The following is a 22,033-nucleotide window of genomic DNA, read 5'->3' as shown; positions in this document are numbered from 1 at the left end:
GGCCGTTCAAGCGACGAGGCCCGGCCACGCCGGGCCTCGACTTTTGACGACTCAATTTGACCTGCATCAACGCGGCGCGGCGTGAGCAGTTGCAAGACTGCCGGATAGAGGCGGCATTTTTCCGCCGCGATTGGAGATCGTCGTGCTGGATCAGACGCAGGTAGAACGGCTCGAGGCCGAAGCGGTCAATTCCGCCAAGACGCGACAGCCGCTCTACGCGGCGCGCAAGAAGATCTTCCCCAAGCGCGCCTCCGGTCGTTTTCGCCAGTTCAAATGGCTGGTGATGGCGATCACGCTCGGCATCTACTACCTGACGCCCTGGCTGCGCTGGGACCGCGGCCCCTTCGCTCCCGACCAGGCCGTTCTCATCGATCTGGCGAACCGCCGTTTCTACTTCTTCTTCATCGAGATCTGGCCGCAGGAATTCTACTACGTCGCCGGACTTCTCATGATGGCGGGCGTCGGCCTTTTCCTGATCACGTCGACGGTCGGGCGAGCCTGGTGCGGCTATACCTGCCCGCAGACCGTCTGGGTCGATCTGTTCCTTGTCGTGGAGCGCGCGATCGAAGGCGATCGCAATGCCCGCATGAAGCTCGACGCGGCCCCGTGGACCGCCCGCAAACTCATCCTGCGCGTATCCAAGCATGCCATCTGGCTCATTATCGCGGTCGCCACCGGCGGCGCCTGGATCTTTTATTTCGCCGACGCGCCGAAATTGCTCGGCGAAGTCGTCAGCGGCACTGCCGCGCCGGTCGCCTATGCCACGATCGGCGTGCTGACCGGCACCACCTATGTGTTCGGCGGGCTGATGCGTGAGCAGGTCTGTACCTATATGTGCCCGTGGCCGCGCATCCAGGCCGCCATGCTCGACGAAAACTCGTTGACGGTGACGTATAACGACTGGCGCGGCGAGCCGCGTTCGCGGCATGCCAAGAAGGTCTCGGCCGCCGGGCAAGCGGTCGGCGACTGCGTCGACTGCAACGCCTGTGTCGCCGTCTGTCCCATGGGGATCGATATCCGCGACGGCCAGCAGTTGGAATGCATCACCTGCGCGCTGTGCATCGACGCCTGCGACGGCGTCATGGACAAGCTCGGCCGAGAACGCGGGCTGATTTCCTATGCAACGCTGGCCGACTACAATGCCAACATGGCGCTGGCGACCTCGGGGGGCGCCAGCCCGGTCAATCCGATGCTCGTAAGAACGGCGAGCGGCAGCTTCGTCGATGGCTTGGCACATTTCCATCTGGGCAAAATCTTCCGGTTGCGCACCTACATCTATCTTGGTGTGTGGTCGGCGATCGGGTTGGCGCTCGTCTATTCGCTGCTGACGCGCGAGCGGCTGGAGCTGAATGTCCTGCACGACAGAAATCCGCAGTTCGTGACGCTTTCGGACGGCTCGATCCGGAACGGCTACACCGTCAAGCTGCTCAACATGATACCCGAGCCGAGAACGATCGAGGTGACGCTGGAGGGTCTCGCCGGCGGTGAGATGAGCGTCGTCGGCATCGACCAGCCCCCAAGCCGCTCATTTTCCATCTCGGTCGAACCTGACCGGCTGAAGACGCTGAAGATCTTCGTTCGGCAACCCGCGAACGAGATCAAGAAGCCGGTGCAACGCTTCGAATTTCGCATCGACGACCAGGCGAGTTCCGAATCCGCCGAATACACCGCCAGTTTCAACGCGCCGGAGACCGGCAAATGAGCACCGATACGCGGAAACCGCGCGAGTTCACCGGCAGGCATATGCTGATCTCCATCCTTGCCTTCTTCGGGGTGGTGATCGGGGTCAACGTCACGATGGCCACGCTCGCCCAAAAGAGCTGGACCGGCCTCGTCGTCGAGAACACCTATGTTGCCAGCCAGCAGTTCAACGAAGAAGCGAAGAAAGGAAGGGCGCAGGCGGCGCTCGGCTGGACGGGCAAGCTGACCATCGCTTCCGGCGAGGTCCGCTACGGCCTTTTCGACAGCCAGGGCAAACCGGTGCCGCTGCACGGCGTCAGGATGCTGTTCCGCCACCCGGCCTACGAGGCCGAGGACGAAGCCCTGACACTTGCCGCGGCCTCCGACGACTCTCCTGCCAATACGCGGGAATTTGCCGCCCGGCACGCGCCGAAGGATGGCGTCTGGATCGTGGAGATCGATGCGGATGCGGGACTGACGTCACCGTTTCGCGATGTCCGCCGCATCATGGTCGTGAAAGGAGCCCTGCAATGAGCTGCTGCGCGCCAGGCGCCGAAATGGCGTTGGAGGTCGCCAACGCAGCATCCGCTTCGCCGTCGAGCGATGAGATCAAGCTGGCCAGCCGCTCTCTTGGCGGCGACATTCACCAGACCGAGCTGTCGGTGCCGACGGTTCATTGCGGGGCGTGCATTCAAGCGATCGAGGCCGCGCTCGGCAAGGTCGAGAACGTCGAGTCTGCTCGCGTCAACCTGTCGACGAAGCGTGTGTCGATCCGCTGGCACGGAGACGATGTCCCGCCATTCTTTGCCGTGCTCGGTCGGCTGGGCTACCAGGCGCACCTGTTCGACCCGGAAATTCACGAGAAGGACAAGACGCTTTCGGAGTTGATCCGCGCCGTCGCCGTGGCCGGCTTCGCGGCCGGCAACATCATGCTGCTGTCGGTTTCGGTCTGGTCCGGCGCCGAGGGCGCCACGCGGGATCTTTTCCATTGGCTGTCCGCGCTGATCGCCATCCCGGCTCTCGCCTTCGCCGGCGGCATCTACTTCCGCTCCGCGGCGAACGCGTTGCGCCATGGCCGGATGAACATGGACGTGCCGATCGCAGTGGGCGTCTCCCTGGCTTACGCGATGAGCCTCTATGAGACCATCAATCACGGCGAACATGCCTATTTCGACGCCTCGGTGTCGCTGCTTTTCTTCCTGCTCATCGGCCGCACGCTGGACCATGTGATGCGCGAACGCGCGCGAACGGCCGTCAACGGCCTTTCCAGGCTTGCGGCGCGGGGCTCGGTGGTCCTGCGGGACGACGGCACGCGCGAATACGTGCCCGTCGCCGAGCTCACGCCGGGAATGCGCCTGCTCATCGCGGCCGGAGAACGGATACCGGTCGACGGCGACATAACCAGCGGCAATTCCGACCTCGATTGCTCGATCGTCTCCGGCGAGAGCGAGCCCAAGGCCGTGAGTGCTGGAACGCACGTCCAGGCCGGCACACTCAATCTCACTGGTCCGCTGACGATGCGGGCAACCGCCGCCGCGAAGGACTCCTTCCTGGCGGAAATGGTTCGCCTGATGGAAGCCGCCGAAGGCGGCCGCTCGCACTACCGGCGCATCGCCGACCGGGTATCGGCGCTCTACGCGCCCGTGGTCCATCTGGCGGCCTTTGTGACATTCCTCGGCTGGATGGTCGAGTCCGGCGATTGGCACCGGGCTCTCACCATCGCCATCGCCGTGCTCATCATCACGTGCCCCTGCGCGCTCGGCCTCGCTGTGCCGATCGTCCAGGTGGTAGCGGCCCGGCGCCTCTTCGAGGCTGGCGTCATGGTCAAGGACGGCTCGGCCATGGAGCGCCTCGCGGCGATCGACACGGCTGTGTTCGACAAGACCGGAACGCTGACTTTGGGGCAGCCGAGGCTCGTCAACGCATCCGAGATCGATCCGACCATGCTTGCGATGGCCGCTGACATGGCGGCCCATTCGCGGCACCCGTTTTCAAGGGCCATTACGGCCTATGCGGGCTTTGCCGGTGAGCCCAAGCTCGACTCGGTGCGAGAAGAGCCCGGCTTCGGCATCGAGGCGACCGCTGGGGATGACATCTGGCGTCTGGGCCGACGCGGATGGGCCGGGTGGAAGGCTCGCACCGGCGGAGAAGGCAGGATCGGCGGCTATGGCGGCACGGTGCTTTCGAAGAATGGGAGCATCGTCGCATGCTTCGCCTTCGAGGATGCGCCTCGATCGGACGCCAAGGCGACTATCCGGCAAATGAAGGAAGCCGGCGTGTCGGTCGATATGTTGTCCGGCGATACCGAGAAGGCCTGCGGTGATGTCGCCGACGCATTGGAGATCGAGAATTTCGTGCCGGCGCTGCTGCCCTCGGGAAAGGTCGAGTGGATCGAATCGCTGACGCGTGCGGGACACAACGTACTGATGGTGGGCGACGGTCTCAACGACACGCCGGCGCTGCGGGCGGCGCATGTCTCGATCGCTCCGGCGAGCGCGGCCGACATTGGCCGCAAGGCCGCCGATTTCGTCTTCCTGCGCGAAAGCCTCCTCGCGGTTCCTCTTGCGATGGAAATCTCGCGCAAGGCCGGCCGGCTCATTCGCCAGAACATCGCCATCGCGATCGTCTACAACGCTTTTGCCGTTCCGATCGCCATCCTCGGACATGTGACGCCGCTCATCGCCGCGATCGCCATGTCCGCTTCCTCGTTGATCGTGATCGCAAATGCGATGCGGCTTCAGGCTACCGTGAAAGCCATGCCCGAAGCGACTCCGACTAGGCGCCGCTCCGATGTCGTGGGTGTGGCCCATCCATGACCACGCTCGTCTATCTCATTCCCGTGGCCCTGTTCCTGGGAGCGCTCGGTCTGTCGGGCTTCCTTTGGGCGTTGCGCAGCGGCCAATACGAGGATCTCGACGGGGCCGCGGAGCGGATACTGATCGAGCCCGACGACCGGCCCGGCGACGTCCTGCAGTCAAAATAATGCGGTTTCAGCGCAATGGCGCGAAAGGGAGGCCGGGATGCAAGCTCAAGCCATCATGACGACGCCGGTCGTCACGATCGATGGGGCGGCGCCGATCGCGGACGCCGTCGACCTGATGCTGTCGAGGAAAATCCGTTGCCTGCCGGTCACGCGCGATGGCGCGATGGTCGGCATCATAACCGAGGGTGACTTCCTGCGCCGTCAAGAGCTCGGCACGCAGCGCGTTCGTCCTCGCTGGCTGGAGTTTATCGTCGGCCCCGGAAAGATGGCCAGAGAGTATGTTCTCGCCAACGGACGTCGAGTCGACGAGGTGATGACGAGCGACGTCGTCTCGGCGCCGCCGGGTGCCTCGCTCGCCGAGATCGTCGAATTGATGACCCGCCACGACATCAAGAACGTGCCCATCGTCGACGCGGGCACGATCGCAGGCATCGTCACCCGGACGGACCTGCTGCGCGCACTGCTTCGCATCCTGCCTCAATCGGGTGCGACGACCGGCGATGACGAGCTCATCCGCAAGGACATCCTGGCCGAGCTTCAGGGCCAGGCATGGGGCGATGGCACTTTGATCGGCGTAAAGGTCGACAAAGGCGTCGTCGAACTTAGCGGTGCCATTTTCGACGAGCGTCAGCGCAAGGCCGCTGTCGTTGCGGCGGAAAACGTCAAAGGCGTCAAAGAGGTCAAGGACAGCCTCTTCTGCGCCGGCCCGTTGTCGGTCGTGCTTGTCTCTTAGTCAGCGGGGAAAGGAAATATGTCGGCTAAACGGCTTCTGGCGGCCAATCCCGACTTCGGCTCATCAAGCCTTACATCGTAGCCGCGGCTAACAGCGGTCGAAGCAGCAGCAGGGCAAATCCAAGAAGCGCGGCGCCCGCGATCTTGTCCGTTATCCTCCAGCCCCCGCGAAGCCGCTTGCCGAGCAAAAGCCAGAGCGATCCCGTGGTGGCTGTCATCCCAAGCAGCACAATCCAGAAGGCGCCGAGAACTTGCGGCTCGGCATCGATCGGCACCATCGCCAGGCAATAGATGAAAGCCTTCGGATTGAGGACGGTAGTCGCCAGCACGGAAAGGCTTCCATCGCTTTCGCCTACGTCGATCGGGTTGCTGGCCATCAGGCGCAGGCCTAGGACCACGAGCCACCCGGCTGCGATCACTTTGAGTATCTGTATCGCGTCAGGAGGCATCAAGGGGCGTAACGAAAGCCAGAGCGTCGCCGCGATCCCGTATCCGCATGCTTGCGCAGCCAAAAGCGTAACAGCCTTCTCGCGCTTCATCGTCCCCGCCATCAAGAGAGCGTTGGTGGGCCCTGGCGCGACGAAGAGCAGAAATGCTTCCAGAAAAAAGAGACTGTTCAATCTGCACGGTCCCGTGGATGCGGATCCATCGACTAAAAAGGTTCCGTTTGCATTGACTCTCGTCAATTGCTGGCCGGTCGAACTTGTTGCGCGAACAACCGGAACTTCACGATTGCCTCGAAGCCGTCTTGCCTGCCTGAGGCCGGTGAATTCAGCACCAGAGCCCCACCTGCTTGTTGGACAATCCTAGCTACTATCGCCAGTCCCAGCCCAGATCCGTCGGCATGCGTCGATCCGCGGTGAAAGCGTCTTATCAGCCCGCCGAGTTCCTTGCGGGGCACCACCGTACCCTCGTTGACCACGCGCAGCGCCGCCTCGGCTTGAAACGCAACGGTTACGGTCCCTCCAACGGATCCATGGCGAAGCGCGTTTTCGATGAGGTTGCGTATCACGATTGCCAGCGCGTCGGGATCGATCGCAACCATCGGACCGGACGCAGGGCCTGAAAGCGCGATCCGCTCGCCGCCTTCTCTCAGATGCCGGAAGTCTCCGACCACGAGGGCCGCGATGCCCATGAGGTCGGACGGCGTATCGGACTCCGCCAAACCTGAGTCGGCCCGCGCGAGTTGCATCAGTTTTTCCGAGAGATTCGCCAGGTCGCGCAGCGCTGTCTTGATCTGTCGCGCGCGCCTGCGCGTGGGCTCGCTCGACGCCTCGATCAGAAGGCGTTCGGCTTGCGCCAGTGCCCCGGCGATCGGCGTTCTCAGTTCATGTGCCGCGTTGGCCGTGAACTCTTTCTCCGCTTCGAGAGCCATGCGCAACCGCCGCATGAGCCTGTTGACCGATCCGGCGATCGAGGCGAGTTCGACGGGCAGCGTATGGGTCCGGATCGGCTCGAGATTATCGCCGTGCCGCTCGCTGATATCGCCACGCAACTGCCCCACAGGACGCAGGAAACGGACAAGCATTGCCCAGGCGAGGAGCGCGCTCACCGGCGTCAATGCCACGATTGGCACCAGGAAGCCGAGAGCGGCCTCGAATATCTCCTCGTTGTGCTGTGCGGTCGATTCGGCAACCTGCACGAAGATGGTCTTGCTGATGGCCGGCTCGGTATAGATGCGCCAGCCCTTGTTTTCGGAAAAGCCTTGCTGAAGCGAATCGGTGAGCGCTGCATCCGGCGCATTGTAGGAGCGGAGGAGCACCCGGCCGCCCTTGTCGCGAACCTGGAAGATCAGCCTGTCGTCTGCCTCTCCTGAAACCCCCTCCGCCAGCTGCCGAGACGCCCCTGTCGTGTCCTTGGAGAAGAGGTCGTCGATCACGATAGGAACGAGGCGGCGAGCGGCCTCCCGCAAGGCGCCGTCCATCGCCTCGTTGATTTCGCGGTGCAGGGTGACGGAGCCAGCGGCCGCCGCGATCAGTCCGAATGCGCTTGTCAAGACAAACATCGAGATGACAAGCCTGCGGGTCAGACTGCCGCGACGCGTCATTGGATTGCCACCCGGTATCCAAGGCCGCGCATGGTCACGATGGCATCGCGACCGATCTTGCGCCGCAGGCGGCTGATATAGACCTCCACGGTGTTGCTCTCGATCTCGGCGCCGAAGGCATAGAGCGCATCTTCAACCTGTCGTTTGCTGATGACCATTCCGGGCCGGTGGAGGAAAAGTTCCAGGACAGCCCATTCGCGACCCGTCAATGTGGCCTGGACACCGCTGACGAGGACCAGTCTCTTGGCCAGGTCTACCTCTGCGCCACCCGTCAAACGAACGATCGGATTGGGATTTCCAGCGTAGCGGCGCGAGACGGCCAAGAGTCGCGCCGAGAGTTCGCCAAGATCGAACGGTTTCACCAGATAATCGTCGGCTCCACTGTTGAGCCCTTCGATCCGGTCCGCGAGTTGATCGCGCGCGGTAAGGATAATAACGGGCGTGACATTTCCCGCCCGGCGCAGCCGTTTCAGGAAATCAAGGCCCTTGCCGTCGGGCAACTGCAAATCGAGGAGGACAAGGTCGTAGGCCGCAACATCGAGGTGACTGGCCGCGTCGCCGATCGAGCGCGACCAGTCGACCGCGTGGCCGTCGGCTGCGACGTGATCGCGGATGGCTTCGCCCAGGACCGCGTCGTCTTCTACGAACAAAACCCTCAACCGACCCCCTGATCAGCACATCTTCCGGCGGCAAAGCTGCCACTGTCAAAGTCGCTGGGCAATTGCCCGTTTGGACGCATGATGCGTTCAGCTTGCTGTCAGGTTCTTCGTCGACCTTCCAGCCATCGGAATTAGCCGATGGAGAAAAAATGATGAAGTCAGTTGTGATTGCCGCCTTGTTCGTTTGCACCGCCGGAACGGGAGCGGCGCTCGCCGGCAACAAGTGCGACGTGCCGGCAAGCGAATGGCAGCCGCGCGAAGCCCTGCAGGCAAAGCTGGAATCCCAGGGCTGGAAAGTCCGCAACATCAAATCCGAGTCCGGCTGCTACGAGGCCTACGCCATCGACGCCAAGGGCAAGCGTGTCGAAACCATGTTCGATCCGAAGAGCCTTGCACCCGTCGGCGGCGATACCGACGGCGACGAGGGCTGAGTCATGAACGCCACCGTCCGCACACGAGAGACCTCGATAAACGTCTGGTCGTATTATGTCCGCCTTTTCCACTGGGCTCTCGTGCTTAGCGTGGCGGTGGCGTGGCTCACTTCCGGCGAGATCATGATGGTCCACAAATACGCGGGCTATCTCGCGATCGCCTTGGTTGCCTCCCGATTGACGGCAGGCCTGTTTGGATCCGGCTATACGCGTTTTGCCCAGTTCGTTCGGTCGCCTCGACAGACCCTCAACTATCTCAAGGACATCGCGCACAAGCGGGAACGGCGATATATCGGCCACAACCCCGCAGGCGCGGCAATGGTGCTGGCCCTTCTTGCCTGCATCTGCGGCATCGCTTTGACGGGCTGGATGCAAACCACGGATGCCTATTGGGGTGTGGCGTGGGTGCAGCTTGTTCACGAGCTCCTGGGCAACGCCATCCTTGTCCTTATCGCCATTCACATAGCCGGCGTCGCTCTTGCCAGCATCCGCCATGGAGAGAACCTGGTGAGGTCGATGATCAATGGCAGAAAGCGGTCGCCGGATGTAGGTGATATCGCATAGCTGGCTTCCCTGCCGTCGACCCGGATCTTGCGGTCGGCCCAAGGTTTTCCGGCCACCGCGGCAATGCGGGGTTCAGCCGGCAACACGGGCCGACTCGCGTTTTGGACGGCGGCGCCCGTGTTGCGGGCTCCTTGCCTTTCGTCTGCGCGGGCCGCCGTTTCCCCGATCGAAGAGCCAATGCTTGGTCAACTCGGAGACCAGCACATAGCAACCCGTTATCGCAATCAGTCCCATGAGCACGGGCCACGGCAATGGCACGAATGCGAACCAGCCCGCGACGGGCGTGTACGGGATCGCGACCGCGAGACCGCCGACCGCCAGCGCAAGCGACGCAAGCAGCCGGCTTGGACGGCTCGCCCAGAAGGATTTTCGGGTGCGTATGATGAGCAGAATCAAGAGCTCCGTGAGCAGAGATTCGACGAACCAGCCGGTCTGAAATGCCGATGCCTCCGCGCGAGCCACATACAGCAGGAAGGCAAACGTCAAAAAGTCAAATAGCGAGCTGACGAGCCCGAAGGTGACCATGAACTGTCGGACGAAATGAATATCCCAATGACGGGGCTGCTGGAGCTGGTCCGGATCGACGTTGTCGCTCGCTATCGCAACCGCGGGAATGTCCGATAGAAAATTGTTGAGCAGGATCTGCTTAGCCAGTAGCGGCAGAAACGGCAGGTAGAGCGAAGCGGCGGCCATGCTGATCATGTTGCCGAAATTGGCGCTGGTCGTGATGGAGATGTATTTCATCGTGTTGGCGAACGTCTTTCGGCCATCGTCGACGCCCTGCACCAGAACACCCAGGTCACGCTTCAGCAAGATGATGTCGGCGGCCTCTCGGGCCACATCGACAGCGGTGTCGACCGAAATGCCTATGTCGGCTTCATGAAGCGCCGGCGCGTCGTTGATGCCATCGCCGAGGTAGCCGACGACGTGACCGCTGCGGCGCAGCGCCTCGACGATGCGCTCCTTCTGGTTCGGATCGATCTCGACGAAAAGATCGGTGCTGCGAACGCTGGCCAGAAGCCCGTTCTTCGTCATTTGCGACAGATCTTCGCCCGTCATGATCCTGTCGGACCGGAGACCCACGGCCTCGGCCAGATGCGCGGCGACATAGCGGTTGTCGCCGGAAATGACCTTCACGCCGATGCCGCGATCGGCAAGTGCCGAAAGCGTTTCCCGCACCCCCTCCTTCGGCGGATCGAGAAACAGCAGGAATCCCGCGAAGGCCATCGCGGTTTCGTCGTCGCGGCTGAAGCCTGCCTTGTCCTGAAAGCGCCGGATCGCCAGGCCGAGAACGCGATACCCCTGCGCACTCCAACGCCTGAATTTCTCGTCGATCGCCTGGCGCTCCGCCGAGTCCAGGGATTGCAACCCATGCGGACCCTGCACGAAGGCACATACGTCGAGAACGTTCTGGACGGCCCCCTTGGTCACCAGGATCTGTTCGCGCGCCCCCTCCCGCAGGGCGACCGACAGCCGCTTCCGAACAAAATCGTATGGGATTTCGTCGATCTTGGCGAAACCGGACAGATCCTCCTGTCCAGGCGGAGCACTCGCTATTGCTTCGTCCAGGGGATTCTTCAGCCCGGTCTGCAAAGTCGCGTTCAGCCGTGCCCAAAGCAGAACCTCTCTCGAAGCATTGCCCTCGACGTCGAACGATCCGTCGAGGTGGATGACGCCTTCCGTCAGTGTTCCTGTCTTGTCCGTGCACAGCAGGTCCATGCTGCCGAGATTCTCGATGGCATCGAGGCGACGTACGATGACGCCGCTGGCGGCCATCGTGCGCGCGCCCCTGGCCAGGGTGACGCTGATGATTGCGGGAAGCAGTTCGGGGGTCAGGCCAACCGCCAGGGCAAGCGAAAACAGCAGCGACTCGATCAAGGGCCTGTCGAGCATCACGTTGGCGAAGAATACCAGGATGACGATCGCAAGCATGATCTCGGTCATCAGATATCCGAACATCCTGATGCCGCGAGCAAACTCGGTCTCGGGAATCCGTCGCTCCAACGCCTCGGCTATCGATGCGAATTCGGTCCGAGTTCCTGTGGCCACGGCAAGCACCTTTGCCGTTCCGCTGCGAACCGACGTGCCGGTGAAAACCGCATTGGTCCGCTGCGCGATGCCGGCTTCAGGCGCGGACCGGCCGGCGGACTTCACAACGGGGAAGGTCTCGCCGGTCAGAACGGATTCGCTGACGTTGAAATCCCGCGACTCCAGGATCACGCCGTCGACCGGGATGAGATTGCCGGCCGACAGGCAAACGACGTCGCCGGGAACGATGTCCTCGACACCGACCGTGCGTTCGAAACCGTCCCTCACAACGGTCGCCCTGCGGGCGACACGCTGCCGCAGCGCCTCCATCGCGCGGGAAGCGCCATACTCCTGTGTGAAGCTGAGGATGCAGCTGGCCAGCACGATCGCGCCGATGATCGCTGCTTCGTGACCCTCGCCGACGAACGCCGAAACGGCGGCGGCAAAGACGAGGATCAGGACCAGCGGGCTGCGAAACTGGCGCGCCAAGACAGCCAATGCGGAAGCGTCGGACCGCGGTGCCAGCGCGTTTCGCCCGAATTTGGCGAGCCGGAACGCTGCGTCCGGGCTCAGAAGACCGGAGGTGGAGGTTTCCAGCTGCCCGACCAACTGATCGGTTCCGAGCGACCAGTAGGCATGCTCGACAAGACCAGGGAAGCGGCCGATCGATTGCTCCTTGCTTGCCATGGCTGTCGGCCGATCCGCGTCGTCTGCCGTTCTGGTTGCCACGGCCAGACAGTTAGTTCGACAGGAGGCGATTGATGCCGCTCTCGTCGATCAGCGAGCGCGTGACACCGCCGAAGGCCCATTCCCTCAGCCGGCTGTGGCCGTAGGCTCCGGAAACGATCAGATCGGCATGGATCGAGCGTGCGAACGCCACCAGCCTGTCGCCGTCGGCGTCACCGGCGATCACTTCGGTCCGCGCCGTGATGCCATGTTGCTCCAAAAAAACCGCGACGTCGGCGAGGCTGTTTCGAACATCGCCTCCGGAGCCGGCCTCCATGGTGGCAACGACCACCTCTTTGGCCTTCGCCAGGAACGGCAGAGAGTCGGACAACGCCCTTCGCGCCTCCCTGCTGTCCTTCCAGGCGATAAGGACGGTCTTCGCCAGAAGGTGTTCGGCATTGCCCGCGGTGACCAGCACCGGCCGGCCGGCGCCGAGCACAAGGCTTCCGATATCGACGGCGCGGAAGACATCCTCCCCGCCATCGGCGGTCACGACAAGGTCGGCCGAACGGGCGGCTATGCCGAGAGCACGCGTCGGACCGCAGATATACTGCGTCCATTCACTGCTTATCGAGGTCGGGACGATTTTCTCGAAAATGTCACGCAGTTCGGCAAGACGCTTCTCGATTTCCGTGCGAGCAATCTGCATGACCTCGCCTTCGTAGACCAGGCCTTCTCCCGTCGACACCAAAGGCGGAACGTCCGCGGCGGCGAAGCCGACGAGGTGAGCGTCGAAACGCTGCGCGAGTTCCATTGCCAACTTTACGATCGGCGCAGGGTTTGCATCAACGGCCAGATTGACGACTATCGTTTTGTAGGACATGCGGGCACCTCGCCGACGCGGAAAGTCTCCGTCGTTTTTGCATCGTGCGGAGTGCAGTGCCTTGATACCGATCAAAATCGCCCGCAGTGACTGTTTGGCGGGTAAAAAGATGAGTGCTACATCAGCGACCGCTGCCGTGCTTCAACCCGGAGAATGCCGTGAGCAAAAAGGGAGAAGTTTCACCCGAAGCCGTCGCCGCGGCACTTCCGGCATCTGGTGGTGAAATGGGGCGAGACTACTTGCCGGAACATCAGCTTCTCGCGCTGATGTTCGATCAGGCTCCGGGTTTCATGACCCTGCTCAGCGAGCCGGGCCACGTCTTTCAATTGACCAATGCTGCTTACCAACACCTGATCGGCCAACGGCAGGTCATCGGCAAGTCGGTTCGCGAGGCCTTGCCCGAGCTCGAGGGCCAGGGATTCTTCGAATTGCTCGATCGTGTCAGCGAAACCGGCGAGCCTTATGTCGGCCGCAATGCCAAAATTGTCCTGCGCAATCCTGAAACCGGCCTTGCGGAAGAGCGTATCCTCGACTTCGTCTACCAGCCCATCAGGGCCAAGGACGGCCGGATCGCCGCGATCTTCGTTCAGGGCACGGATGTCAGCGACCTGTCGTTCGCCAATGCTGCGCTGCAATTGCGCGAAGACCACCTGCGCTCGATCTTGGCGACCGTGCCCGATGCGATGATCGTCATCGACGAAAGCGCCAATATCCAATCCTTCAGCACGGCCGCCGAGACATTGTTTGGTTACAAGGCCAGCGAAGTCATCGGTCAAAATGTCAAGTTGCTTATGCCCTCCCCATACCGGGACGAGCACGACGCCTATATGCAGCGCTACCTGACGACTGGGGAGCGGCGCATCATCGGGATAGGGCGTGCGGTGACCGGAATGCGCAAGGACGGATCGACGTTTCCGATGGAACTCGCCGTCGGCGAAATGCATCCGGGAACGGGCCGTTTCTTCACCGGCTTCTGCCGCGACTTGACGGAACGCCACAGGACGGAAGCCAGGATGCAGGAGCAGCAGCAGGAGCTGCTTCACATGGCGCGGTTCACCGCGCTGGGCGAAATGGCCTCGACATTGGCGCATGAGATAAACCAGCCGCTGACGGCCATCACGAACTATCTCAAAGGCAGCCGCCGCCTCCTCGAGAAGAGCAAGGACGAGAACGCCGCCATGTTGCATGAAGCTGTCGAGAAGGCTGCCGAACAGGCCTTGCGCGCCGGCGACGTCATCCGTCGTCTCAGGGATTTTGTCGCCAGGGGCGAAAGCGAGCATAAAGTCGAACGTCTGCCAACGCTCATCGAGGACGCCTCGTCGCTCGCCTTGGTCGGCGCCAGGGAAGCGGACGTGCGCGTCAGCTACGATCTCGACCCGGCGGCCGAGCTTGTATTGACCGATAGAATTCAGATCGAGCAGGTATTGCTGAACCTGATGAGAAACGCCGTGGAGGCCATGCACGGCGCGCCACGTCGGGAATTGCGTGTCGCAACCACGGCGCGGCACGATGGTATGATGGAGGTTGGCGTCATCGATACCGGCCCGGGGTTGGCGCCAGAGGTTTCGGCCCAGCTCTTCCAGCCTTTCGTCACCACCAAGAAGCACGGAATGGGTGTCGGCCTGTCCATTTGTCGCACTATCGTCGAGTCCCACGGTGGTCATATCTGGGCAGAGTCGCCACCCGGCGGCGGCACCGCGTTTCGGTTCACGCTGCGCGCTGTAGAGAAGGAAGAGGTTGCCAGTGGCCAATGATGTTGTGCATGTCGTCGACGACGACGTCGACGTTCGCAAGTCCCTGGGTTTCCTCCTTGCGACAGCCGACTTTGCCGTGCGCCTGCATGAATCGGCAACCGCGTTCCTGGCGGCGGAACCCAAGGAGATCGACGGCTGCATCGTCACCGACGTGCGCATGCCCGGCATCGACGGCATCGAATTCCTGCGGCAACTGAAAGCCCGTGGCTTGAGCGTGCCCGTGATTGTGATGACGGGGCATGCCGACGTCGCACTGGCTGTCCAGGCGATGAAGGAGGGCGCCTCCGACTTCATCGAGAAACCATTCGACGATGAGGTGCTCATCAATGCCATTCGTTCTGCCCTGGATAACCGAACTCAAGCGGTAGCCACGCACCCGCAATCGGCCGAGATCCGGAAGAACCTTGCCACCTTGTCGGAGCGAGAGCGTCAAGTGCTCGACGGGCTTGTCTCCGGGCTGCCGAACAAGACGATTGCCTATGATCTCGGGATCAGTCCACGCACGGTCGAAATCCATCGCGCCAACGTCATGAGCAAGATGGGCGCCGGCAGCCTCTCGCATCTGGTGCGCATGGCCTTGATCGCCGAGCCCAAACGTTGAAGCATGTCTCCCGAAGGCGGGAACCGGTCCCGGGGCAAAGGCACGTGAATTCTCCACCGCCTACAAGGCGGTGGCTTCAGGTTACGGCTTAAAGCCGGATCGGTCCGCCCGCTGGCGGACTGGCGCCAACTCATGTCACGTTGAAGTTGTCGTCGGGCTCAGGTGGTGTCTGGTTCTTGATGTATTCAACCCACATCTCATCGGTAACGTTCCCGCTCGTCGCCGCCCAGTAACCGCTCGCCCACAAGTGCTGGCCCCAGTAGCGCTTGCGCAATATCCCGAACTCGCTCAGCAGCTTGTGCGAACTGCGCCCCTTCAGGTATTGCACCGCACGCGATACCGACAGGTTCGGCGGGATCGATACCAGCATGTGCACATGGTCGCGGTTGATCGACCCGGCGTGCACCACCATCTCGTGCGCTTGCGCCGTCTCGCGCAACAGTTCCCGGCATCGATTGCCAACGTCGCCGCCAAGCACCGCGTAGCGGTACTTCGTCACCCACACCAGGTGATACTTACAGTCCCAAACCGTATGGCTGCCGCGCTTGTACGCTTCCATCCAGCCAATCTACACTGCAAACGTCGCAATCCCAGCCGCCTAAAGGCGTGGGGTTTCCTGATCCCCTATCGGGGACTCTAAAGCTCACCGAGCGAACCTGAAAGATCGCGACAGGCTTTTAAAGCAACCAATCCAGAAGAAGTGCGCAGCGGTTTTCCGTCCGGACTTGCCGCTCTAAGGCAGGTTTCGAAGCGAAGCCGTCTTATCTTTTTGGGGATCCCATTCGCGCCAGTGGGTCGGCCGGATATCGACACGCACGCCGGTAACGGCATCCCGCCATCCTTCCCGACCTTTTTCGCAAGGAAATACAAGCGCATGCAAGCCATCCTCGTCCAGAACGGCTAGTTCGAGGCTGCGGCCAAACGGAGCGCTTGCTATGGGATTCCACATTCGATCAGCATGAGCTGAAAAGTGGTTTCTCGCCTTGACTTGAATCAGTTTTGGTCGTTTGCGTCGAACCTCCCGCAGCGGTCGCGGGATTGCAATGCCCTTGCCTTTTTGGGCGCGAGCTTCTTGGCCACGGAGCGCGGTCTCGTTCGGCGGCACGTCGAACACATCCAGGCGTCCTGCGATTTGACATAGCTCAAAGCGGAGCCTTCCCTCGGTTCATAAGTTTGAGTCCAGCGGATCGAACCGCCGCAACTCGCGGGCGGCGCTTCGCTTCCTGCATAGGAGTTCAACAATGAATTACCAGCGGTTCTTCGAAGATGCGATCGAGCAGCTCCATGCGGAGCGGCGCTACCGCGTCTTCGCCGACCTCGAGCGCATGGTGGGCAAGTTTCCGCGCGCCATCTGGCGTTCCAACGGCCGCGCCCAGGAAATCACCGTCTGGTGCTCCAACGACTATCTCGGCATGGGCCAGAACCCGGATGTGATCGCCGCCTTCCAGACCGCGGCGGGCAAGATGGGCTCGGGCGCCGGCGGCACCCGCAACATTTCCGGCACCTCCAACCCGCTGGTCGAGCTCGAGCATGAGCTGGCCGACCTGCACGACAAGGAGGCGGCGCTGGTCTTCACCTCCGGCTTCGTCTCCAACGAGGCCTCGATCTCGACCATTGCCAGGCTTTTGCCCAACTGCCTGATCATCTCCGACGAATTGAACCACGCCTCGATGATCGAGGGCGTGCGGCGCTCCGGCGCCGAAAAGAAGATCTTTCGCCACAACGACGTCGCGCATCTGGAAAGCCTGCTGCAGGCGGCAGGGCGCGAGCGCGCCAAGCTGATCGTGTTCGAAAGCGTCTATTCGATGGACGGCGACATCGCTCCGATCCGGCAGATCGTCGAGCTCGCCGAGCGCTACAACGCCATGACCTATATCGACGAGGTGCATGCGGTGGGCATGTACGGGCCGCGCGGCGGCGGCATCACCGAGCGCGAGGGGCTTGCCGACCGCATCGACATCATCGAGGGCACCTTGGCCAAGGCCTTCGGCACGCTCGGCGGCTACATCACCGGCGCGAGCGCGGTGATCGACGCGGTGCGCTCCTATGCGCCGGGCTTCATCTTCACCACCGCGCTGCCGCCGGCGATCGCGGCGGCGGCCACCACCTCGATCAGGCATCTGAAGCGCTCGCAGGTCGAGCGCGACGCGCAGCAGCGCCAGGCGGCCAGAACCAAGCAGGTGCTTGCCGCGGCCGGGCTGCCGGTGATGGAATCGGCCACCCACATCGTGCCGGTGCTGGTCGGCGATCCCGAGCTGTGCAAGATGGCGAGCGACCGCCTGCTCGGCGTCCACGGCATCTACATCCAGCCGATCAACTACCCGACGGTGCCGCGCGGCACCGAGCGGCTGCGCATCACGCCCACACCCTTCCATTCGGACGCGCTGATCGCCGAATTGCAGGACGCGCTGGTCGAGACCTGGGACGCGCTCGGCATCCCCTACGGCGCCGCCGGCCGCCCCGCCGTCGCCGAGAGCGACCGCATCATTCCGCTCTTGGTGGCGAAATCGGGCGGGTAGCAAGTTTCCAATCCGGTAGCGATCATGACGGGGAAATGACCAATGTTTCGCGATCGCCAGGAGGCGGGACGAAAGCTCGGGGTCGAGCTGGAAAAGCTTCAGCTCGAGAACCCGATCGTGCTCGCATTGCCGAGGGGCGGCGTTCCGGTCGCCGCCGAGGTCGCCAAGGCCCTCAACGCGCCACTTGACCTGGCCATAGTGCGAAAGGTCGGAGCGCCGGAAAATCCGGAACTGGCAGTCGCCGCGATCGTCGATGGCGACCCGCCGGACGTCGTGCTCAACCGGGAGGCCATGGAGGCCTACTCGCTCGGCGATGACGAACTCCGGGATCTTGTCGCAAAGGAACGTCCGGAGCTTGAAAGGCGCCGCATGGCATATCGCGGCGAGCACACGCCTCTTGAGGTAGGCGGCAAGACGGTGATCGTCGTTGACGACGGTGCCGCCACCGGAACGACGATGAAGGTCGCGATCCGCGCGCTGAAGAGGCGTTCACCTCTCGAAATCGTCGTAGCCCTGCCGGTGGCGCCACCCGAGACGTTGACCGACCTTGCCGGGGAAGCCGACTGGACCGTCTGCCTGAGTGAACTAGCACATTTCCGGGCGCTCAGCCAAAACTACCTCAACTTTCCTCAGCTCTCGGACGACGACGTCATTGCCATCTGCGACGAGGCCGCACGCAGCCGGAATGCCAAGCCATGTCTCCCGAAGGTGGGAACCGGTTTCGGGTCAAAGACATGCGTAAAACCTAAGGCGCATCGAGCGAATCCGAAAGATCGCGACGCGCTTTAGGCTGTGGTGATCCAACGCGAGCCTGCAACGCGACTGCAAAGAGGCACGCTGCAGCCGCAAGCAATGGAAGACCGCTCCGAAGATACCTTCGGCCAGCTCGGCTGTCCGTCCATCGGCATCGCCGATCGCGTTACTGCGTCACCGAGGTCGACGTGCCCCACGTGTCCGACAGCACATAGCCTTGCGGATAGGGATCCGTCGGATCGAGGTAGTAGTTGTGCTCGCCCGTGATCCAGGCGCGGCCGGTGATCTGCGGCACGATCGCCTTGCGGCCGGCGATTTCGGTCAGTTCGAGAATTCTGCCGGTGAAGCGCGAGCCGATGATCGATTCATGGATGAGAACGTCGTCGACGTCCATCAGACCCCTCGCCTGCAGCACGGCCATGCGGGCCGATGTGCCGGTTCCCGTCGGGCTGCGGTCGGAGCGTCCGGGCGAGACGATGCAGGTGTTGCGCGTGACATTGCCCGGCCCCTGGAACGGCATGGCGAACTGCACGATCGACACACCGCGCACATTGTCGAATTCCGGATGCACGACATCGAGCTGCTCGCGTGCAGCGCGGCGGACCTTCTCGCCGATCACCGCCAGGTCGCGCGCCTCGTCGGGTGTGACCGAGAAGCCGAGCGCTGCCGCGTCGACAATGGCGTAGAACATCCCGCCATAGGCGATGTCGACTTTAAGCGTTCCTAGCCCCTCGACCTCGATATTGGCATCGAGGCGTTCGGCGAAGGCGGGCGCGTTGCGGAAAGTGATCGACAGGCATTTGCCGTCGCGGCATTCGGCGCGCACCTCGATGACGCCGCCCGGCATGTCCAGCTTGAAGCGCGTCTCGGGTTCGTTCACCGGCACCATGCCGGTCTCGAGCAGCACGGTGGCGACGCAGATCGTGTTGGAGCCGGACATCGGCGGGTACTCCGTCGGCTCCATGATGATCGCTCCGGCGACACAATCCGCGCGCGTCGAAGGAACCAGGAGATTGACGTGCCGGGCGACGCTGCCGCGTGGCTCGCAGATCAGCATGCGCCTGATATGGTCGTGATCGCGTTCCATCGTGATCATCTTTTCCATCATCGTGCGGCCTGCCGGCGGCAGCACGCCGCCCACGATGACGTCGCCGACCTCACCCTCGGCATGGCAGCCGACGACGCGAATGCTTGATCTGGTACGCATTGTTTCTCCCTGTCGACCACGACTATCCGCTTGGCAAGCGGTACGCCTCCGGGACAAACTGACCAATCTGCGTGCCAGCCTCAAGGAGAATCCGAATGAACGCCAACGTCTTTTCCGGCTGCATGCCGGCGTTGATGACGCCTTGCACGAATGATCGCCTTCCCGATTTCGACCCGCTCGTGCGCAAGGGACGCGAGCTGATCGCCGCCGGCATGTCGGCGGTCGTCTATTGCGGCTCCATGGGCGACTGGCCATTGCTGAGCGACGAGCAGCGCATGGAAGGCGTCGAGCGGCTGGTGAAAGCCGGCGTCCCGGTGATCGTCGGCACCGGCGCGGTCAACACCGCCAGTGCCGTGGCGCACGCCGCGCACGCCCAGAAGGTCGGCGCACGCGGCCTGATGGTGATCCCGCGCGTCTTGTCGCGCGGGCCTTCGGTCACGGCGCAGCGCCACCACTTCAAGGCAATTCTCTCAGCCGCACCCGATCTGCCCGCGGTCATCTACAACAGCCCCTACTACGGCTTTGCCACGCGCGCCGATCTCTTCTTCGCGCTACGCGCCGAACATCCGAACCTGGTCGGCTTCAAGGAGTTCGGCGGCCCGTCGGATTTGCGCTATGCGGCGGAAAACATCACCAGCCGCGACGACGAGGTTGCGCTGATGATCGGCGTCGACACCGCGGTCTTTCATGGTTTCGTCAATTGCGGCGCGTCCGGTGCCATCACCGGCATCGGCAACGTGCTGCCCAAGGAAGTGCTGCATCTCGTCGGTCTCAGCCAGGCGGCGGCGAAGGGCGACGCCGAAGCGCGTCGGCTGGCGCTGGAGCTGGATGCGGCGCTCGCCGTGCTCTCCTCCTTCGATGAAGGCCCCGACCTGGTGCTCTATTTCAAGCACATGATGGTGCTGAAGGGAAATCCCGAATACCGGCTTCACTTCAACGAGACGGATGCCCTCACCGACAGCCAGCGCGGCTTTGCCGAGGCGCAGCTAAAATTGTTCGATGCCTGGTACGCCCAGTGGTCGAGGCAGCCCGCAATGGCGAGATACGCTGCCTGATTGGCCCGTACGGCGGCGGAAGCTCGCTGAACCAGAACGCGCTCCCTCCGCCGTCATTTCGGAGCCAGCTGGCCAGCGAGCAATCCCTCGAAAGCTTTCTCGAACACCTTGGCCATTTCGGCGTAGCCGTCGTCGGACGGATGCAGGCCGTCGCCGCAATCGAGGGCGGGGAGCAGCCTGGTCCGGTCGGCGGGATCGGCCAGCGCGCGCTCGAAATCGACGACCGCATCGGCTTCGCCCGATGTCCTGACCCAGGCGTTGACCGCCTGGCGGTCGCGCTCCTTGGACGCAGAATAGAAGGTCCTTAGCGGCTGGCCTTCGAACGCGCCGCCGAAGGGCGGCAGCGTGCCGAGCAGCACCTTGATGCCGCTGAGGCGGGCGCGTGCGATAATCTGCCGGTAGGCTGAAATGAGGCTTTCGACGGCCACGGCCTCTTGGCCTCCGGCGAGCATGGTTTCCGGCCAGCCGATATCGTTGATGCCCTCCAGCACCGAAATCCATTTGACGTTGGGAAAGCTCAACACGTCGCGGTCGAAGCGGGCGAGCGCATTGGCGCCGCGGGCGCGGCTGACAAGCACGCGGTTGCCGCCGATCCCCTGGTTGAGGACGCCAATGCCTGACAGCCGGCCGCTTTTCGCGAGCCGCTCCGCCAGCCGGTCCGGCCAGCGCGCATTGCCGTCGACGGTCGAGCCGAAGCCGTCGGTGATGGAATCGCCAAGACAAACCAGCGAGCCACTGCCCGGCCCGCTCTCGACCATGACGGCGCTGAGGAAATAGCGGCTGGTCGAGGTCTGCTGCACAGGCAGTTCGGGCGCGTCGGCGAAATTGCCGAACTCGGAGATATAGGCCGTCTGCTGCGCCTCATAGTGGTAGGTCTCGATCGGCGCGAAGCCGGGGAAATAGAGGCTGATCGCGATCTGCCCGAGATCCGGAACCTTGAGCTCGATCGGATCGCTGAGCAGCGGGGCGCCGGGCGCGAGATCGGTTCGCCTCTCACCGCCGAATGTCGCTTGACGGATGCTGGCGGCGTCGACGGCACCGTCTTTCGCGGCAAGCGCCACGGTGGCGGCACCGATCCGAATCGGCGAGGCGCCATATTCGTTGGACAGCCTCAATCGCAACCTCTCGCCGCCCTTGCTGACGCGCAACACTTGGCGCACCGTCTGCTGATGGAAGCCGTAGAGCACGGCGTCCCCAGGCCATACATTCATCGGGCTGGCGCTCCAAGTTCCGATCCAATTTTGCATCTTCTCCATCCCTTCGATTTTCGGCGTAGCCCGCGCGAACACAGATAGCCGCAGCGCGCGGCGCAGGCTACCGATTGCACTTTCCGCGACACATACATTTTTGACTCGCCGCGCCACGCGCCGGCAGTCCAGCCCTTCACTTTCCGGGAACGACGGCGCAGCCGCAGCATCGTCTTTTTCGAGTGGAATCAAAAAAGTACTAACACCCGCCCCGGAACGTGGTG

At 62.9% G+C, this 22,033-nt stretch carries 21 protein-coding genes; 12 read left to right on the top strand and 9 right to left on the bottom strand.

Translation table 11 applies throughout. The features are described from left to right. Positions 1-142: 142 nt before the first annotated feature. The 5 genes from ccoG to QAZ47_RS11020 are packed head-to-tail and all read left to right on the top strand — an operon-like array spanning position 143 to position 5,396. On the top strand, positions 143-1,702 hold the full coding sequence (gene ccoG, locus QAZ47_RS11040) for a cytochrome c oxidase accessory protein CcoG (protein ID WP_278233257.1): 1,560 nt from the start codon (positions 143-145) through the stop codon (positions 1,700-1,702). Next, entirely contained in the window at positions 1,699-2,214 is a 516-nt protein-coding gene (locus QAZ47_RS11035; protein WP_278233256.1) for a FixH family protein, read from the top strand. Before ccoG ends, QAZ47_RS11035 begins: the two co-directional genes overlap by 4 nt. Then, a complete protein-coding gene (locus QAZ47_RS11030; protein WP_278233255.1) occupies positions 2,211-4,496 on the top strand; it encodes a cation-translocating P-type ATPase in 2,286 nt (761 codons plus the stop codon). Before QAZ47_RS11035 ends, QAZ47_RS11030 begins: the two co-directional genes overlap by 4 nt. Then, positions 4,493-4,663 carry a cbb3-type cytochrome oxidase assembly protein CcoS gene (ccoS, locus tag QAZ47_RS11025; protein WP_278206787.1) on the top strand — a complete coding sequence of 57 codons (171 nt, stop codon included), beginning with the start codon at positions 4,493-4,495 and terminating at the stop codon, positions 4,661-4,663. Before QAZ47_RS11030 ends, ccoS begins: the two co-directional genes overlap by 4 nt. A 55-nt stretch (positions 4,664-4,718) precedes the next feature. Beyond that, positions 4,719-5,396, top strand: coding sequence for a CBS domain-containing protein (locus QAZ47_RS11020; RefSeq protein ID WP_347567192.1), 678 nt, complete (start codon positions 4,719-4,721; stop codon positions 5,394-5,396). A 70-nt stretch (positions 5,397-5,466) separates the two neighbouring features. Here QAZ47_RS11020 and QAZ47_RS11015 read toward each other — a convergent pair whose 3' ends face one another. The 3 genes from QAZ47_RS11015 to QAZ47_RS11005 form a co-directional block, all read right to left on the bottom strand. Next, positions 5,467-6,015 carry a hypothetical protein gene (locus QAZ47_RS11015; RefSeq protein WP_278233253.1) on the bottom strand — a complete coding sequence of 183 codons (549 nt, stop codon included), beginning with the start codon at positions 6,013-6,015 and terminating at the stop codon, positions 5,467-5,469. A gap of 62 nt (positions 6,016-6,077) precedes the next feature. Continuing rightward, positions 6,078-7,442 carry an ATP-binding protein gene (locus QAZ47_RS11010; RefSeq protein WP_278233252.1) on the bottom strand — a complete coding sequence of 455 codons (1,365 nt, stop codon included), beginning with the start codon at positions 7,440-7,442 and terminating at the stop codon, positions 6,078-6,080. Next, positions 7,439-8,101: a response regulator transcription factor gene (locus QAZ47_RS11005; RefSeq protein WP_278233251.1), complete on the bottom strand. Its 663-nt coding sequence runs from the start codon at positions 8,099-8,101 to the stop codon at positions 7,439-7,441. The genes QAZ47_RS11010 and QAZ47_RS11005 overlap by 4 nt, the downstream gene beginning before the upstream one ends. Before the next feature lie 149 nt (positions 8,102-8,250). On the opposite strand from QAZ47_RS11005, the gene QAZ47_RS11000 reads away from it, so the two are divergent. Both QAZ47_RS11000 and QAZ47_RS10995 read left to right on the top strand, forming a co-directional pair. Further along, on the top strand, positions 8,251-8,532 hold the full coding sequence (locus QAZ47_RS11000; RefSeq protein WP_278206782.1) for a PepSY domain-containing protein: 282 nt from the start codon (positions 8,251-8,253) through the stop codon (positions 8,530-8,532). Positions 8,533-8,535: 3 nt separating this feature from the next. Beyond that, complete coding sequence (locus QAZ47_RS10995) at positions 8,536-9,096, top strand: cytochrome b/b6 domain-containing protein (protein WP_278233250.1); 561 nt, start codon at positions 8,536-8,538, stop codon at positions 9,094-9,096. Positions 9,097-9,168: 72 nt separating this feature from the next. Here QAZ47_RS10995 and mgtA read toward each other — a convergent pair whose 3' ends face one another. Both mgtA and QAZ47_RS10985 read right to left on the bottom strand, forming a co-directional pair. Next, positions 9,169-11,811 (bottom strand): magnesium-translocating P-type ATPase, encoded by a 2,643-nt coding sequence (gene mgtA, locus QAZ47_RS10990; protein WP_278233249.1) that lies wholly within the window; start codon positions 11,809-11,811, stop codon positions 9,169-9,171. Positions 11,812-11,863: 52 nt separating this feature from the next. After that, on the bottom strand, positions 11,864-12,673 hold the full coding sequence (locus tag QAZ47_RS10985) for a universal stress protein (protein WP_278233792.1): 810 nt from the start codon (positions 12,671-12,673) through the stop codon (positions 11,864-11,866). 224 nt (positions 12,674-12,897) lie between these two features. Between QAZ47_RS10985 and QAZ47_RS10980 the strand changes: the two genes are divergently transcribed. Both QAZ47_RS10980 and fixJ read left to right on the top strand, forming a co-directional pair. Further along, positions 12,898-14,427, top strand: coding sequence for a PAS domain S-box protein (locus QAZ47_RS10980; RefSeq protein ID WP_278233791.1), 1,530 nt, complete (start codon positions 12,898-12,900; stop codon positions 14,425-14,427). Further along, positions 14,417-15,028 carry a response regulator FixJ gene (gene fixJ, locus QAZ47_RS10975; RefSeq protein WP_278233248.1) on the top strand — a complete coding sequence of 204 codons (612 nt, stop codon included), beginning with the start codon at positions 14,417-14,419 and terminating at the stop codon, positions 15,026-15,028. Before QAZ47_RS10980 ends, fixJ begins: the two co-directional genes overlap by 11 nt. 130 nt (positions 15,029-15,158) lie before the next feature. Here the strand turns inward: fixJ and tnpA are convergent, their stop codons facing one another. Then, positions 15,159-15,587 (bottom strand): IS200/IS605 family transposase, encoded by a 429-nt coding sequence (tnpA, locus tag QAZ47_RS10970; RefSeq protein ID WP_278233247.1) that lies wholly within the window; start codon positions 15,585-15,587, stop codon positions 15,159-15,161. Between the two features lie 174 nt (positions 15,588-15,761). Beyond that, entirely contained in the window at positions 15,762-16,142 is a 381-nt protein-coding gene (locus QAZ47_RS32090; RefSeq protein ID WP_347567191.1) for a hypothetical protein, read from the bottom strand. A 127-nt stretch (positions 16,143-16,269) separates the two neighbouring features. On the opposite strand from QAZ47_RS32090, the gene hemA reads away from it, so the two are divergent. Continuing rightward, positions 16,270-17,547 (top strand): 5-aminolevulinate synthase, encoded by a 1,278-nt coding sequence (hemA, locus tag QAZ47_RS10960; RefSeq protein WP_278233246.1) that lies wholly within the window; start codon positions 16,270-16,272, stop codon positions 17,545-17,547. Positions 17,548-17,589: 42 nt separating this feature from the next. Beyond that, positions 17,590-18,336 (top strand): phosphoribosyltransferase, encoded by a 747-nt coding sequence (locus QAZ47_RS10955; RefSeq protein ID WP_278233245.1) that lies wholly within the window; start codon positions 17,590-17,592, stop codon positions 18,334-18,336. A gap of 130 nt (positions 18,337-18,466) precedes the next feature. Here QAZ47_RS10955 and QAZ47_RS10950 read toward each other — a convergent pair whose 3' ends face one another. After that, the gene (locus QAZ47_RS10950; protein ID WP_278233244.1) at positions 18,467-19,507 is read right to left on the bottom strand and encodes a proline racemase family protein; all 1,041 of its coding nucleotides are present in this window, start codon (positions 19,505-19,507) and stop codon (positions 18,467-18,469) included. A 95-nt stretch (positions 19,508-19,602) separates the two neighbouring features. On the opposite strand from QAZ47_RS10950, the gene QAZ47_RS10945 reads away from it, so the two are divergent. Then, a complete protein-coding gene (locus QAZ47_RS10945; protein WP_278233243.1) occupies positions 19,603-20,562 on the top strand; it encodes a dihydrodipicolinate synthase family protein in 960 nt (319 codons plus the stop codon). 53 nt (positions 20,563-20,615) lie between these two features. Here the strand turns inward: QAZ47_RS10945 and QAZ47_RS10940 are convergent, their stop codons facing one another. Continuing rightward, positions 20,616-21,773, bottom strand: coding sequence for an SGNH/GDSL hydrolase family protein (locus tag QAZ47_RS10940; protein ID WP_278233242.1), 1,158 nt, complete (start codon positions 21,771-21,773; stop codon positions 20,616-20,618). Positions 21,774-22,033: the final 260 nt, after the last annotated feature.

It is taken from the genome of Mesorhizobium sp. WSM4904 (genome assembly GCF_029674545.1).
In the GTDB taxonomy this organism is placed as follows: Bacteria; Pseudomonadota; Alphaproteobacteria; order Rhizobiales; family Rhizobiaceae; genus Mesorhizobium.
The sequence above is the reverse complement of the archived record's forward strand: the minus strand, read 5'-3'. Positions and strand labels throughout refer to the sequence as shown.